The sequence below is a fragment of the Pseudomonas sp. S2_A02 genome, from assembly GCF_054668495.1.
Genome location: NZ_CP162776.1, coordinates 4,201,165 through 4,214,599, shown reverse-complemented (window position 1 = coordinate 4,214,599; position 13,435 = coordinate 4,201,165). Strand labels below are relative to the sequence as shown.

Sequence of the window (13,435 nt, the reverse complement as noted above, 5' to 3'; positions counted from 1 at the left end):
GGGGTCCTCGACTTACAACGGCTTGACGGTGAACAAACCGTCGTCGTGGCCTTCTTCGGAGCCACCGTAGACTTGTTCGGCGACTGTACGGATCTTGCTGCCGCGAGCGGCCAGGATCTGGTCCATGGCGCCGGCGAACCAGCCAGTGAACATGTAGTCGACCTTGCGCCCGACCTTGCCGTACACGTAGACAAATGCGGAGTGTTCGAGCTTGACGCTGGCGGTGCCTTTGTCGAGGTCGATGTCCTGAATCTTGAACAGCCCCCAGCCGCGTTGCGACAGACGTTTCATGTAATGCTCGAACACTGCAACACCTTCCAGGCCGTGGCATTCAGCTTCTTTTTCACACCAGTGCCAAGCGGACTTGTAGCCGGCCTTGTAGAGGATTTCGGCGTAGGCGTCGGCGCCCAGCACTTCCTCGATGCCCATGTGGTTGTTGACGAAGAAATGGCGCGGCACATACAGCATCGGCAGGGCGTCGGAAGTCCAGATACCGGTTTCGCTGTCGACTTCGATTGGCAATTGCGGGGCGATTTTGGCCATGGAAACTTAACTCCAGAAAATTCGTTGTGTTGCCCCCGGCACGGACGGCCGGGGGAAAGGATTCAGAGGTGCGGTGGCTTATTCGCCCCAAACGTCTTTGAGGACGTTCACCCAGTTCTCGCCCATGATCTTGCGTACCACCCGCTCGGAATGGCCGCGCTTGAGCAGGGTCTCGGTCAGGTTCGGGAACTCGCCCACGGTGCGGATGCCCAGCGGGTTGATGATCTTGCCGAAGCTGGTCAGACGGCGGGCGTAGCCCTTGTCATGGGTCAGGTATTCGAAGAAGTCCTGGCCATGGCCCTGGGTGAAGTCGGTGCCGATGCCGATGGCGTCTTCGCCGACGATGTTCATGGTGTATTCGATGGCTTCGGCGTAGTCGTCGATGGTCGAATCGATGCCCTTGGCCAGGAACGGCGCGAACATGGTCACACCAACGAAACCACCGTGATCGGCGATGAACTTCAGCTCTTCGTCGGATTTGTTACGCGGGTGCACTTTCAGACCCGACGGCAGGCAATGGGAATAGCAAACCGGCTTCTTGGATTCGAGGATGACTTCTTCGGACGTTTTCGAGCCGACGTGGGACAGGTCGCACATGACGCCGACACGGTTCATCTCGGCAACGATTTCACGACCGAAACCCGACAGGCCGCCATCGCGCTCGTAGCAACCGGTACCGACCAGGTTTTGGGTGTTGTAGCACATCTGCACGATACCGACGCCGAGCTGCTTGAAGACCTCGACATAGCCGATCTGATCTTCAAACGCGTGAGCATTCTGGAAGCCAAAGAGGATGCCGGTCTTGCCCTGTTCCTTGGCCTTGCGGATATCGGCGGTGGTGCGCACCGGAATCACCAGGTCGCTGTTCTCGCGGATCAGCTTCTGGCTGGCGGCGATATTGTTGACAGTGGCCTGGAAGCCCTCCCACACCGACACGGTGCAGTTGGCCGCGGTCAGACCGCCCTTGCGCATGTCTTCAAACAGCTCGCGGTTCCACTTGGCAATAATCAGCCCGTCGATAACGATGCTGTCGGCGTGCAATTCGGCTGGGCTCATCAGGCTGTCCCCTATTAGCGATTCATGCGCCGAATCGTGTGCCGGCGCTTTGGGGCCAGCATATGCCTGAGGGACGGGGCAGCCGGGTGCAAAAACGACAGGGGGTTTGCCGAAAGCGTCAATCCGCGACAAAGGGTCATCAACAGGCGTCATTGCCTACCTATCCAACGCCGCCTGCTTGGGCCAGAATTCGCCGCATCACTTGGTGTAATCACTGAATTAAGGGCGGCGACGCAATGAAATCGATCTTCCTGGCTTTGGCACTGATAGCGACTGGCGTACAAGCAGCTGAAGAGGCCGACGACAATCCCTGCGACGCCGTCGAAAACGAAATCCAGACCCTGGAATGCTCGGCCTACAGCAGAACCACCGCCGAACAGCTGCTGAGCGACAACTATCAGAGCCTGACCGAGCGCATGCAAACGCTTTACGGCAACAACAAGGCACAACTGACCGACATCACCGCCAAAATCAAAACCGCACAACAGCAATGGCTGAAAACCCGGGATGCCGATTGCGCTGTGGATGCATTTCCGGCGACCAGTGGTAGCAAAGCATTCACCATTGCGCAGAATGATTGCGTGGCGCGAATGAGTGACGAGCGGTCGGAGTTTTTGGAGACGATTGGGCAGGAGTGATCCTGAATCGCCCGTCGAAAGCTGGTAGCCCTACCAGCTTTTACTTTCAATTAAGACCTTTCCCACAGGCTTCACCGAGCAGGCCTACAACTCCCGCTGGGTAAGGGTTAAAGCACTTTTTTCGAGCAACATCCCGACAAATTTCGTTTGTTGGCCACCTGAAAAATATAAGCAAAGATTAGCAAATCTTATAAAAGACTTATACTCTCCCATGAACAGCATTCACTGGAGGCAACGTCAAAGCACTGGTTGGTCATGACTATGCCTATCGACTGCGAGTCGGTAGCTATCGGGTCATGTTCGACTGGGATGGCGCGATCAAAGTGGTCAGTATTCAAGAGGTCAAAAAACGCGATGAACGCACCTACTGAGATTCAAATCATCAACGACGCGGAAGGAAAACCAGCGTTCGTAGTCATTCCGTACGCGCAATATGTGGCGCAGAAGATCGAGCCCGATCTAATCCCCCACGAAGTGGTCAGTCGCATCGTCGATGGCGCGACGCCCATTCGCGCCTGGCGCGAACACCTGAACCTTACGCAGGATGAAGTTGCCAAGCGCATGGGCATTTCACAACCGGCTTTCGCCCAGCAAGAGACGGTCGCCAAGCCCCGCAAGGCAACCCGTGAAAAAATTGCCGCAGCTTTTGGCATCACCGCCAACCAACTAGAGTTGTAAGCTGAACGCCATCAGCCAGTTAAGGGATTCAACATGAAAGTCTGCGGCATCGAAATCAAAGGCAGCGAAGCGATCATCGCCGTGGCGTCCCTCGACGGTACGAGCCTGAGTCATGTCGCGCTCAACACCAAGAAAATCGCCCTCGATGAGGATGACGAGGCGGCCAACGTCAAGCTGTTCGCAGCGCACGTGGCGTCGTTTGTTCGCGAGAATTCAATCGACCGGATCGCGATCAAGAAACGCAGCAAGAAAGGTGAGTTCGCCGGTGGGCCGACTACGTTCAAGATCGAGGGGATTTTCCAGCTGCTGGAAAATTGCGAGGTGACACTACTGTCGCCGCAGACCATTAATGCGCAGAACAAGAAGTTCGATTTTGCACTGCCGGACACGTTGAACAAGTATCAGCATGAGGCTTACAAAGCGGCGTGCTCGGCCCTGATGAAGAAGTAACGACACACCTCGCTCCTACAGAGGGTCGGTTTCAGGCCTTCTGGCTTTGCTGTCGGTCTTCACGCGGGCACCGCTCAAATCTCGCTCGATAACTGCGGGTGAAATACGACGGCGATTCAAACCCGCACGCGATACTCACCTCCAACACACTCATGTTCGTCTGGCGCAGCAACTGCCGCGCCTTCTCCAGCCTTAACCGCAGATAGAAATTGCTCGGCGTGTCGTTCAGATGCAGGCGAAACAGGCGTTCCAGCTGACGCCGGGTGACTTTGATCGATTCCGCCAGCGCCAGCGTACTCAGCGGCGGTTCGCTGTGCTGTTCCATCTCCCCGATCACCTGCACTAGCTTCTTGTTGCTGATGCCATAACGCGTGGCAACTTCCATGCGCTGGTGGTCTTTACGCGGGCGGATGCGCCCGAGTACGAACTGTTCGCTGACCTGAATCGCCAATTCCGGGCCGTGGGCTTGGCCGATGAGGTCGAGCATCAGATCGATGGAAGCCGTGCCGCCGGCAGAGGTGATGCGCCGACGGTCGATCTCGAACAGCTCCTGAGTGACGCTGAGCTGTGGATAAGACTCTTTGAAAGCATCGATAGCTTCCCAGTGCAGGGTCAGGCGGTGGCCGTCGAGCAGGCCGGCTTCGGCGAGGACAAAGCTGCCGGTGTCGATAGCGCCGAGCGTCACGCCTTCGTTGTCCAAACGACGCAACCAGTGCTCCATCGCCGGGGTGGTGAATTTCAGCGGTTCGAAACCGGCGACCACCAGCAAGGTTGCGCCTTTCTTCAGGGGTTCCAGCGCTGCATCGGCGTTGACCGACATGCCATTACTGGCCAGCACCGCCCCGCCATCAGCGCTCAACACATGCCAGCGGTACAGCTCACCGCGAAAGCGATTGGCGACCCGCAGCGGCTCGATGGCCGAGATGAAACCGATCGCCGAAAAACCCGGCATCAACAAGAAGTAGAAATCCTGGGACATGGAGCGCACTCGATGGCAGGTAGCGAGAGGGCGGGTAGCGTGTGGACGTTGATACGCCACTTGCAACCGGCAATCAAGCGCGCAGGTCGCTGCAGTGCAAGAGCTGGTCGCCGCAGTGCGTTTTTACGGGGGCTTTGCTGCGTAACTTGGCAACACCGGCGCACGAAGACGCCCGGACCCACAATAACGACCTGCCGAGGAACCCGACATGAAACGACTGATCAGCAGCTGTGTTCTTGCACTCAGCGGTACCGCTTTCTTGAGCGCCAGCGTCATGGCCGCCGAACCCGCGTCGTGCCAGAACGTGCGCATGGGCGTGGTGAACTGGACCGACGTAATCGCCACCAGCGCCATGACCCAGGTCCTGCTCGATGGCCTCGGCTACAACACCAAACAGACCAGCGCCTCCCAGCAAATCATCTTCGCCGGGATTCGCGACCAGCGGCTGGACTTGTTCCTCGGTTACTGGAACCCGCTGATGACGCAGACCATTACGCCGTTTGTCGATGCCAAGCAGGTCAAAGTGCTTGAAGCGCCAAGCCTCAAGGATGCTCGCGCCACCCTCGCCGTTCCGACTTACCTCGCCGACAAAGGCCTGAAAACCTTCGCTGACATCGCCAAATTCGAAAAAGAACTGGGCGGCAAGATTTACGGCATCGAGCCTGGCTCGGGCGCCAATACTCAGATCAAGGCGATGATCGCCAAGAACCAGTTCGGCCTGGGCAAGTTCCAGCTGGTCGAGTCCAGCGAAGCCGGCATGCTTGCGGCGGTGGATCGCGCCGTGCGGCGCAAGGAAGCCGTGGTGTTCTTCGGCTGGGCGCCGCACCCGATGAACGTCAACGTGCAAATGACCTACCTCACCGGCAGTGAAGACGCCCTCGGCCCGAACGAAGGCATGGCCACCGTGTGGACGGTCACCGCGCCTAAATACGCCGAGCAATGCCCGAACATTGGACGTTTGCTGAGCAACCTGACCTACACCGCCGAAGACGAGAGCCGGATGATGCAGCCGCTGCTCGATCACAAGGACGCTTTCGAGTCGGCCAAGCAATGGCTGAAAGATCACCCGCAAGACAAGCAACGCTGGCTCGAAGGCGTGACCACCTTCGATGGCAAACCGGCGGCTGAAAACCTGAAACTGACCAGTAAATAAACCTGAAATGAATCACCGATTCGCAGCCCGATGCGGGCTGCGAACGGAATCGTCACGCCCTGAGCCACACCCAAAAATCACGCCTGTAAGGAACCGCCTCATGAACCACGACGTCATCATCACCTGCGCACTCACCGGTGCTGGCGACACGACCGCCAGAAGCCCACACGTGCCGGTCACCCCGAAACAAATCGCCGCGGCCGCCGTGGAAGCCGCCAAGGCTGGCGCCACCGTGGTCCACTGCCACGTTCGCGACCCGCAAACCGGCAAGTTCAGCCGTGACGTGGCGTTGTACCGTGAAGTGATGGAGCGTATCCGCGAGGCCGACGTCGACATCATCGTCAACCTCACTGCCGGCATGGGCGGCGACCTGGAAATCGGCGCGGGCGAGAACCCGATGGAGTTCGGTCCGAACACCGACTTGGTCGGCCCGCTGACCCGTCTGGCCCATGTCGAAGAACTGCTGCCGGAAATCTGCACGCTGGATTGCGGCACCCTGAACTTCGGTGACGGCGACACCATTTACGTGTCCACCCCAGCGCAACTGCGCGCTGGCGCCAAACGCATTCAAGAGCTGGGCGTTAAGCCTGAGCTGGAAATCTTCGACACCGGTCACCTGTGGTTCGCCAAGCAGATGATCAAGGAAGGCCTGCTCGATAACCCGCTGTTTCAGCTGTGTCTGGGCATCCCGTGGGGCGCACCGGCCGACACCACCACCATGAAAGCCATGGTCGACAACCTGCCGGCCGACGCGGTCTGGGCCGGGTTCGGCATCGGTCGCATGCAGATGCCAATGGCGGCGCAAGCGGTGCTGCTCGGCGGCAACGTGCGGGTCGGTCTGGAAGACAACCTGTGGCTGGACAAGGGTGTTTTGGCGACCAACGGCCAACTGGTCGAACGCGCCTCGGAAATCCTCAGCCGCCTCGGCGCCCGTGTTCTGACGCCTGCTGAAGGCCGTAAGAAAATGGGCCTGACCACGCGCGGTTAACCCCCACACACAATACCTGTAGGAGCGAGGCTTGCCCGCGAAGGCGGTATTGCTGCCGTAAGAGATCCGTCGGATGTACCGGCCTCTTCGCGGGCAAGCCTCGCTCCTACAGGGATAACCAACCTTTTTAGGACGTCGCCATGAGCTTTATCACTGATATCAAAACCTTCGCCGCACTGGGCAGCGGTGTCATCGGCAGCGGCTGGGTGTCTCGCGCCCTCGCCCATGGCCTCGATGTGGTGGCTTGGGACCCGGCGCCCGGTGCCGAAGCGGCGCTGCGCAAACGCGTCGCCAATGCCTGGGGCGCACTAGAGAAACAAGGCCTGGCACCCGACGCATCGCCGGATCGTCTGCGCTTTGTCGCCACCATCGAAGAATGCGTTCGCGACGCAGATTTCATTCAGGAAAGTGCGCCAGAACGACTGGACCTGAAACTGGAACTGCACAGCAAAATCAGCGCGGCGGCCAAGCCCAATGCCTTGATCGCTTCCAGTACTTCGGGGCTGTTGCCGAGCGAGTTCTACGAGAGTTCGACCCACCCGGAACGCTGCGTGGTCGGGCACCCGTTCAACCCGGTTTACCTGCTGCCATTGGTGGAAGTGGTCGGGGGCAAAAACACTGCGCCAGAAGCGGTACAAGCGGCGATGAAAGTCTATGAATCCTTAGGCATGCGCCCACTGCATGTGCGCAAGGAAGTACCTGGATTTATTGCCGACCGTTTGCTCGAAGCGTTGTGGCGTGAGGCGTTGCATCTGGTCAACGACGGCGTGGCGACCACTGGCGAAATCGATGATGCGATTCGTTTTGGCGCGGGCCTGCGCTGGTCGTTCATGGGCACCTTCCTGACTTACACCTTGGCAGGCGGCGACGCAGGCATGCGGCACTTCATGGCGCAGTTCGGGCCGGCGTTGCAGTTGCCCTGGACGTATCTGCCGGCACCAGAGCTGACCGACAAATTGATCGATGACGTGGTGGATGGCACCAGCGAGCAATTGGGCAAACACAGCATCTCGGCGCTGGAGCTCTATCGTGATGATTGTTTGCTGGCGGTGCTGGAGGCGGTGAAGACCACCAAAGAGAAGCATGGGATGGCGTTCAGCGAATAAGCCGGCTCACTGATCGTTCCCACGCTCTGCGTGGGAACGATCATCCCCGATCATCTCTGGAGAGCAAGATGCCCACCCTCACCACCTACCAAACCAAAATCATCCCCGACTGGGTCGACTACAACGGCCACCTGCGCGATGCCTTCTACCTGCTCATCTTCAGCTACGCCACCGACGCGCTGATGGATCGACTGGGCATGGACAGCAACGACCGCGAAGCCAGCGGCAACTCGCTGTTCACCCTCGAACTGCACCTCAACTACCTGCACGAAGTGAAGCTCGATGCCGATGTCGAAGTGCACACCCAGATCATCGGCCATGACCGCAAGCGCCTGCACCTCTACCACAGCCTGCATCTGGTGGGCGGTGACAAGGAGCTGGCGGGCAATGAACAAATGCTGCTGCACGTCGACCTCGCCGGGCCACGATCCGCACCGTTCAGCGAAGAAACCTTGAGCAAACTGCAAGCCATTGTCGCCGAGCAAGCCGACCTGCCCGCACCCGCCTTAATCGGTCGAGTAATCGCTTTACCGCCCGAAAAATAATAAGGAGCTCGTCATGAACACCGCCGCCGCTTTTGCCGATTTCCGCACCTACCCGTTGATCAGCGCGTTGACCGCCGTGCACCCCCTGGCGGACCGCATTCAAGTGCAGTGGGCGGACGGTCGGGTCAGCCCTTTTCATCATCAATGGCTACGGGACAACTGCCCGTGCCCGCAGTGCGTCTACACGGTGACCCGCGAGCAAGTGCTGGAAATCGTCGATGTCGCGGAAAATCTGATCCCCGACAGTGCGCGAATCGATGCCGAAGGTTGCCTGTGTATCGATTGGCAGGACGGCCATCTCAGCCGCTTCGACCCGGGCTGGCTGCGAGCCCACGCCTATGACGACGAGTCCCGCGCCGAACGCCGGGCCACCAAACCGAAAAACAAGCTGTGGGACAGCCAGCTGAAGTTGCCGGTGTTCGACTATCAGGCGTTGATGGACGACAACGATGCCTTGCTGCAATGGTTGCTGGCCGTGCGCGACATCGGCCTGACCCAGGTTCGCGGTGTGCCCACGGAGCCGGGCTCACTGAAGCTGATCGCCCAACGGATCTCCTTCATCCGCGAGAGCAATTTCGGCGTGCTGTTCAATGTGCAATCCAAGGCCAACGCCGACAGCAATGCCTACACCGCCTTCAACCTGCCGCCGCACAGCGACCTGCCGACCCGAGAGTTGCAACCGGGGCTGCAATTTCTGCATTGCCTGGTCAATGACGCCGACGGTGGCGAGAGCATTTTCGTCGACGGTTTTGCCATCGCTGAAGCCTTGCGTCGGGAAGATCCCGAGGCATTTCAGGCCTTGTGTGAAATACCCGTGGAATTCCGCAACAAGGACCGCCATAGCGACTATCGCTGTCTGGCGCCGATCATCGCTCTGGACTCTTTCGGGCAAGTGTCGGAAATCCGCATGGCGAACTTTCTGCGTGGGCCGTTCGATGCTTCAGTCGAGCAAATGCCCAAGCTGTATCGCGCTTACCGACGCTTCATTACGATGACCCGCGAGGTGCGGTTCAGGCTGATGCAAAGGCTCAATCCCGGCGAGCTGTGGTGCTTCGACAACCGCCGCACCCTCCACGCCCGCAACGCTTTCGACCCCGCTACCGGCGCCCGGCATTTCCAGGGGTGTTATGTTGATCGGGATGAGTTGTTGTCGCGGATATTGGTATTGCAAAGATAAACCGCGTCATCGTTCATCGCGGGCAACACCAAACCCTCTGATTCACACGCAAAAAAAACCCCGATCAAGCCGTGACAGGATCGGGGCAGAGGTGGGTACTGTTGAGGAGCCGTTGCGCGAGGGTGACCAAACCTTCGTGAATCCAGCTGAGTCCAGTGTGCCCACTCTCCTCGCTCGCAAGTTAGCCGAAAACGACCTGTTCATAGGTATTGCGGCCATTGCGACAAATCGTCCTTGCCGCCATCCCCAGCCCCTACCAGAATCGAGCCACGACACCGTTCCCTGAAGAAGGATTGCGTCATGATGCACGCCGATTTGATTGACCAGGAAGACCTGTTGGGCCAGCTGAAATCGTTGGGTTTTCAAGTGCCGAATGGCTCTACAGCCGAACAGGCTTGCGAGTGTGCGGTGCGAGGCTTGAACGACGAGCGGGCGATGACGCTGCGGACCATGGTCAAGCAGATGTACACCAGCAGCGCGACCATCCTGCCGGCCGTGCGCCAGGCCATTGACCAGCAACTGTTACCCGCATTGGCGCAGTACCAGCAAAGCCGTAGCGCCTGAGTACCGCCTCGCCATGATCGTTCCCACGCTCTGCATGGGAATGCAGCCCGGGACGCTCCGCGTCCCTGCCGAAGCGGACGCAGAGCGTCCATTGAGGCATTCCCACGCAGAGCGTGGGAACGATCAGAGCATTAGAGCCTTACGCTCGCGAAAGTCGACTCATTGCGCGCCTGACTCAACGCCGACAGCGGCCCGGACAACGGCGATAGCACCAAGGCTTGCGGCAGCGGCATCATCGCCACTTGTTGTGTGGTGTTGGAACCCACACGCTCGTCACGCGGCGGAATGCCGAAGTATTCGCGGTAGCACTTGGAGAAGTGCGGCGTAGACACGAAACCACATACCGACGCGACTTCGATGATCGACATCGGCGTTTGCTTGAGTAGCTGCCGAGCGCGGATCAGACGCAGTTTCAGGTAGTACCTCGACGGCGAACAGTGCAGGTATTTCTGGAACAGCCGCTCCAGCTGACGACGCGAAACAGCGACGTACACCGCCAGCTCATCGAGGTCGATCGGCTCTTCGAGGTTGGCTTCCATCAACGCCACGATTTCCTGCAACTTCGGCTGGTTGGTGCCGAGCATGTGCTTGAGTGGCACGCGCTGGTGATCCTGCTCGTTGCGGATGCGCTCGTAGACAAACATCTCCGAGATCGCGGCCGACAGTTCACGACCGTGATCGCGGCTGATCAGGTGCAACATCATGTCCAGCGGCGCGGTGCCGCCGGAGCTGGTGAAACGGTTACGGTCGAGGGTGAACAGCCGGGTGCTCATGGCCACCCGCGGGAAAGCTTCCTGCATCGACGCCAGGCATTCCCAGTGCACGCTGCAATCGAAACCGTCCAGCAGACCGGCGCACGCCAAGGCCCAGCTGCCGGTGCAAACCGCGCCAAGACGACGATGCTGACGCGCCTGACTTTGCAGCCACGATACGTGCTCGCGGGTCACGGTGCGCTGAATGCCGATACCGCCGCAGACAATCACAGTGTCCAGGGGAGGCGCTTTGTGCATCGCAGCGTCGGGGGTGATCTGCAGACCGTCACTGGCCCAGACCTGACCGCCATCAACGGTGAGTGTGGTCCAGCGATACAGCTCGCGGCCGGACAATTGGTTGGCCATGCGCAGAGGTTCTACTGCGGAGGCCAGAGAAATAAGCGTGAAATTGTCCAGCAGCAAAAAGCCGATGGATTGAGGCGCACGGTTCTGGGGTTGGGCCCCGGAGTTGAACGTCGTCATCGCGGTATCTCCTCACACAAAGCGGGTGATGGCCTCAGGCGGAGGCTCTTTTTATTGCCATCGTTCTCGCGTGGGAGACGGGCTTTGTAATGACAGAGCAATTGCCATGCCTAAAATTGAATACGTGTTCAATAACTCCTGAAAACGACGTCGCGATGTGTCTGGATATGGCGCGCAGAGATAAGAGGTTATAAGTGCCATTAGAGGCCGCAAACCCGCTACCCCGTTGCCTGTGAGCAAATCGGTAGCACTTGTGGGAACCGGGCTGCGACGTGCCGGGAACGAGTGTCACCGCAGGCACGGGTGACGGACGGTCAGGCTTGAATTGGATCCCCGATCAGGGAAGACAGACTTACCTGTTTGCGACGCGCTAAAAGGTGGCGCGTTTTGGTGCGGGTGTTCACTTGGTGCGCAGTTTTGACTGGTCTGGCGCTATCGCGGGCAAGCCCGCTCCCACAGGAATTGTTGTGTGACGAAGAACTAATACACACCACAAATACTTGTGGGAGCGGGCTTGCCCGCGATGGGGTCAACCCGGTCTCAACATTCAACCGCGCTAACCGCCAACCCACCGCGCGATGTCTCTTTATATTTGTCGTGCATGTCGGCACCGGTATCACGCATGGTGCGGATCACCCGGTCCAGCGAGATAAAGTGCTGACCATCGCCGCGCAGCGCCATCTGCGCCGCGTTGATCGCTTTCACCGCGGCAATTGCGTTGCGCTCGATGCACGGCACTTGCACCAGGCCACCCACCGGGTCGCAGGTCAGGCCGAGGTTGTGTTCCAGGCCGATTTCCGCCGCGTTGCACAGTTGCTCCGGGGTGGCACCGAGAATCTCCGCCAACCCGGCTGCCGCCATGGCGCAGGCCGAACCGACTTCACCCTGGCAACCGACTTCGGCACCGGAGATCGATGCGTTCTTCTTGCACAGAATCCCTACCGCCGCAGCACTGAGGAAGTAATCGACCACGTTGGCGTCGGTCACTGCCTCGCTGAATTTCATAAAGTAATGCAGCACCGCCGGAATGATTCCCGCCGCGCCATTGGTCGGTGCCGTTACCATGCGCCCGCCGGCAGCGTTTTCTTCGTTGACCGCCAAGGCGAACAAGTTCACCCATTCCATGGCGCTCAGGGTCGAGCCGATCACGTTGGGTTTGTTCAGTTCTTGCAGGCTGCGGTGCAGTTTGGCTGCGCGACGACGCACATTCAGGCCACCGGGCAGGATGCCTTCGTGCTTGAGGCCTTGCTCCACGCAATCTTGCATCGCGCGCCAGAGTTTCATCAGGCCGGCGCGAATTTCCTCTTCGCTGCGCCAGACTTTCTCGTTGGCCATCATCAGCTCTGCAACGCGCAGGTTGTGCTGCTTGCAGAGACTGAGCAGCTCGACGGCACTGGAGAAGTCGTAAGGCAGCACGGTGCGATCCAGATCCACCACGCCACTGGAAGCTTGTGCCTCATCGACGACAAAACCGCCACCGATGGAATAGTAGGTGTCGCGATGCAGCTCGCCGTGATCGCCTTCGGCAACCAGGGTCATGGCGTTGGGATGGAACGGCAGGTTCTCGTCGATCAGGCGCATATCCCGAGCCCAGATGAACGGGACCGACAAACGACTGTCGAGCAATAGCGTGTTGGTTTCACGCAGGGCCGCGATACGGATGCCGATTTGCGACGGATCGATCGCGTCCGGCCACTCGCCCATCAGCCCCATGATCACCGCATTGTCGCTGCCATGACCGATGCCGGTGGCAGATAGCGAACCATAAAGCTGAACTTCGACACGGCTTACTTGTTCCAAAAGACCCTGCTCGCGCAAACCTTGCACGAACAGCGCCGCAGCTCGCATAGGCCCGACGGTGTGTGAACTGGAAGGGCCAATGCCGATTTTGAACAGGTCGAAAACGCTGATAGCCATTACTGCTGAACTCCTGGATGTGCCTGCTCCAGGCGCAAAAGCGCCCAGTGACGGAGCTGCTACGCTCAAGCTGCAATCCGCCGAGATGGCCGCATCATCAGGCTTTTGTCATGTCGTTCGACGTCTCACACCGACGCACTCATGCCCGCTAGCGCCGCAAGCCGCTCATGCAGTGTTTTCGCCGTTTTTTTGCGGATCAGCGAGGCAAAACGGGCTGAAAAAAGCTGTAAACGACGTCACCGACACTGGATGCGACCATCCCTGTACTGGTTACGACGCCCCCTGTAGGCGTCAGATTTTCACTGGTACATGATCGTATCGACTCGATTGCAAGGCGCCGTGGTAGAGCTGTCTCCAAAACGCCATCCAACCGCAACAGATAAGTGCGGTGGTCCAGTCGGAACAC

The 13,435-nt window shown here is 59.1% G+C and carries 14 protein-coding genes and 1 pseudogene; 10 read left to right on the top strand and 5 right to left on the bottom strand.

Going from position 1 to position 13,435, the window contains the following annotated elements:
- Positions 1-12: 12 nt before the first annotated feature.
- Positions 13-543, bottom strand: a complete 531-nt coding sequence (locus AB4O41_RS19235) for a DUF5943 domain-containing protein (protein ID WP_052967365.1) — start codon at positions 541-543, stop codon at positions 13-15.
- Between the two features lie 78 nt (positions 544-621).
- The gene (locus AB4O41_RS19230) at positions 622-1,599 is read right to left on the bottom strand and encodes a dipeptidase (protein ID WP_007907542.1); all 978 of its coding nucleotides are present in this window, start codon (positions 1,597-1,599) and stop codon (positions 622-624) included.
- A 236-nt stretch (positions 1,600-1,835) separates the two neighbouring features.
- Between AB4O41_RS19230 and AB4O41_RS19225 the strand changes: the two genes are divergently transcribed.
- The 4 genes and pseudogenes from AB4O41_RS19225 to AB4O41_RS19210 all read left to right on the top strand — a co-directional run bounded on the left by AB4O41_RS19225 (position 1,836) and on the right by AB4O41_RS19210 (position 3,365).
- Positions 1,836-2,237: a lysozyme inhibitor LprI family protein gene (locus tag AB4O41_RS19225; RefSeq protein WP_460144301.1), complete on the top strand. Its 402-nt coding sequence runs from the start codon at positions 1,836-1,838 to the stop codon at positions 2,235-2,237.
- 230 nt (positions 2,238-2,467) lie between these two features.
- Positions 2,468-2,608, top strand: a pseudogene (locus tag AB4O41_RS19220) (type II toxin-antitoxin system RelE family toxin); the annotation flags it as partial.
- Positions 2,592-2,915 (top strand): helix-turn-helix domain-containing protein, encoded by a 324-nt coding sequence (locus tag AB4O41_RS19215; protein ID WP_123719627.1) that lies wholly within the window; start codon positions 2,592-2,594, stop codon positions 2,913-2,915. The pseudogene AB4O41_RS19220 and the gene AB4O41_RS19215, both read left to right, overlap by 17 nt.
- A 33-nt stretch (positions 2,916-2,948) precedes the next feature.
- Positions 2,949-3,365, top strand: a complete 417-nt coding sequence (locus tag AB4O41_RS19210; RefSeq protein ID WP_460144300.1) for a DUF3010 family protein — start codon at positions 2,949-2,951, stop codon at positions 3,363-3,365.
- A gap of 31 nt (positions 3,366-3,396) precedes the next feature.
- On the opposite strand, the gene AB4O41_RS19205 is transcribed toward AB4O41_RS19210, so the two are convergent.
- Positions 3,397-4,344 carry a GlxA family transcriptional regulator gene (locus AB4O41_RS19205; RefSeq protein WP_460144299.1) on the bottom strand — a complete coding sequence of 316 codons (948 nt, stop codon included), beginning with the start codon at positions 4,342-4,344 and terminating at the stop codon, positions 3,397-3,399.
- A gap of 208 nt (positions 4,345-4,552) precedes the next feature.
- Here AB4O41_RS19205 and AB4O41_RS19200 point away from each other — a divergent pair, with 208 nt between their 5' ends.
- The 6 genes from AB4O41_RS19200 to AB4O41_RS19175 all read left to right on the top strand — a co-directional run bounded on the left by AB4O41_RS19200 (position 4,553) and on the right by AB4O41_RS19175 (position 9,877).
- A complete protein-coding gene (locus tag AB4O41_RS19200; RefSeq protein ID WP_192344854.1) occupies positions 4,553-5,497 on the top strand; it encodes a choline ABC transporter substrate-binding protein in 945 nt (314 codons plus the stop codon).
- A gap of 100 nt (positions 5,498-5,597) precedes the next feature.
- Positions 5,598-6,485 carry a beta-keto acid cleavage family enzyme gene (locus tag AB4O41_RS19195; protein WP_460144298.1) on the top strand — a complete coding sequence of 296 codons (888 nt, stop codon included), beginning with the start codon at positions 5,598-5,600 and terminating at the stop codon, positions 6,483-6,485.
- Positions 6,486-6,625: 140 nt separating this feature from the next.
- Positions 6,626-7,591 (top strand): L-carnitine dehydrogenase, encoded by a 966-nt coding sequence (locus AB4O41_RS19190; protein ID WP_460144297.1) that lies wholly within the window; start codon positions 6,626-6,628, stop codon positions 7,589-7,591.
- 68 nt (positions 7,592-7,659) lie between these two features.
- Positions 7,660-8,136 carry a thioesterase family protein gene (locus AB4O41_RS19185; RefSeq protein WP_460144296.1) on the top strand — a complete coding sequence of 159 codons (477 nt, stop codon included), beginning with the start codon at positions 7,660-7,662 and terminating at the stop codon, positions 8,134-8,136.
- A gap of 13 nt (positions 8,137-8,149) precedes the next feature.
- The gene (locus AB4O41_RS19180; RefSeq protein ID WP_460144295.1) at positions 8,150-9,313 is read left to right on the top strand and encodes a gamma-butyrobetaine dioxygenase; all 1,164 of its coding nucleotides are present in this window, start codon (positions 8,150-8,152) and stop codon (positions 9,311-9,313) included.
- Positions 9,314-9,613: 300 nt separating this feature from the next.
- On the top strand, positions 9,614-9,877 hold the full coding sequence (locus AB4O41_RS19175) for a hypothetical protein (RefSeq protein ID WP_460144294.1): 264 nt from the start codon (positions 9,614-9,616) through the stop codon (positions 9,875-9,877).
- 131 nt (positions 9,878-10,008) lie between these two features.
- Here the strand turns inward: AB4O41_RS19175 and gbdR are convergent, their stop codons facing one another.
- Positions 10,009-11,112, bottom strand: coding sequence for a choline metabolism transcriptional regulator GbdR (gene gbdR, locus AB4O41_RS19170; protein WP_258617744.1), 1,104 nt, complete (start codon positions 11,110-11,112; stop codon positions 10,009-10,011).
- A 540-nt stretch (positions 11,113-11,652) separates the two neighbouring features.
- Positions 11,653-13,029 (bottom strand): L-serine ammonia-lyase, encoded by a 1,377-nt coding sequence (locus tag AB4O41_RS19165; RefSeq protein WP_460144293.1) that lies wholly within the window; start codon positions 13,027-13,029, stop codon positions 11,653-11,655.
- Between the last annotated feature and the right edge of the window lie 406 nt (positions 13,030-13,435).

Excerpts from the sequence above, each read along its gene's own strand:
- AB4O41_RS19195 (WP_460144298.1), top strand. The coding sequence starts at position 5,598 with ATGAACCACGACGTCATCATCACCTGCGCACTCACCGGTGCTGGCGAC.
- AB4O41_RS19225 (WP_460144301.1), top strand. The coding sequence starts at position 1,836 with ATGAAATCGATCTTCCTGGCTTTGGCACTGATAGCGACTGGCGTACAA.
- AB4O41_RS19210 (WP_460144300.1), top strand. The coding sequence starts at position 2,949 with ATGAAAGTCTGCGGCATCGAAATCAAAGGCAGCGAAGCGATCATCGCC.
- AB4O41_RS19200 (WP_192344854.1), top strand. The coding sequence starts at position 4,553 with ATGAAACGACTGATCAGCAGCTGTGTTCTTGCACTCAGCGGTACCGCT.
- AB4O41_RS19230 (WP_007907542.1), bottom strand. The coding sequence starts at position 1,599 with ATGAGCCCAGCCGAATTGCACGCCGACAGCATCGTTATCGACGGGCTG.
- AB4O41_RS19205 (WP_460144299.1), bottom strand. The coding sequence starts at position 4,344 with ATGTCCCAGGATTTCTACTTCTTGTTGATGCCGGGTTTTTCGGCGATC.
- AB4O41_RS19235 (WP_052967365.1), bottom strand. The coding sequence starts at position 543 with ATGGCCAAAATCGCCCCGCAATTGCCAATCGAAGTCGACAGCGAAACC.
- AB4O41_RS19190 (WP_460144297.1), top strand. The coding sequence starts at position 6,626 with ATGAGCTTTATCACTGATATCAAAACCTTCGCCGCACTGGGCAGCGGT.
- AB4O41_RS19180 (WP_460144295.1), top strand. The coding sequence starts at position 8,150 with ATGAACACCGCCGCCGCTTTTGCCGATTTCCGCACCTACCCGTTGATC.
- AB4O41_RS19185 (WP_460144296.1), top strand. The coding sequence starts at position 7,660 with ATGCCCACCCTCACCACCTACCAAACCAAAATCATCCCCGACTGGGTC.
- AB4O41_RS19215 (WP_123719627.1), top strand. The coding sequence starts at position 2,592 with ATGAACGCACCTACTGAGATTCAAATCATCAACGACGCGGAAGGAAAA.
- AB4O41_RS19165 (WP_460144293.1), bottom strand. The coding sequence starts at position 13,029 with ATGGCTATCAGCGTTTTCGACCTGTTCAAAATCGGCATTGGCCCTTCC.
- AB4O41_RS19175 (WP_460144294.1), top strand. The coding sequence starts at position 9,614 with ATGATGCACGCCGATTTGATTGACCAGGAAGACCTGTTGGGCCAGCTG.
- gbdR (WP_258617744.1), bottom strand. The coding sequence starts at position 11,112 with ATGACGACGTTCAACTCCGGGGCCCAACCCCAGAACCGTGCGCCTCAA.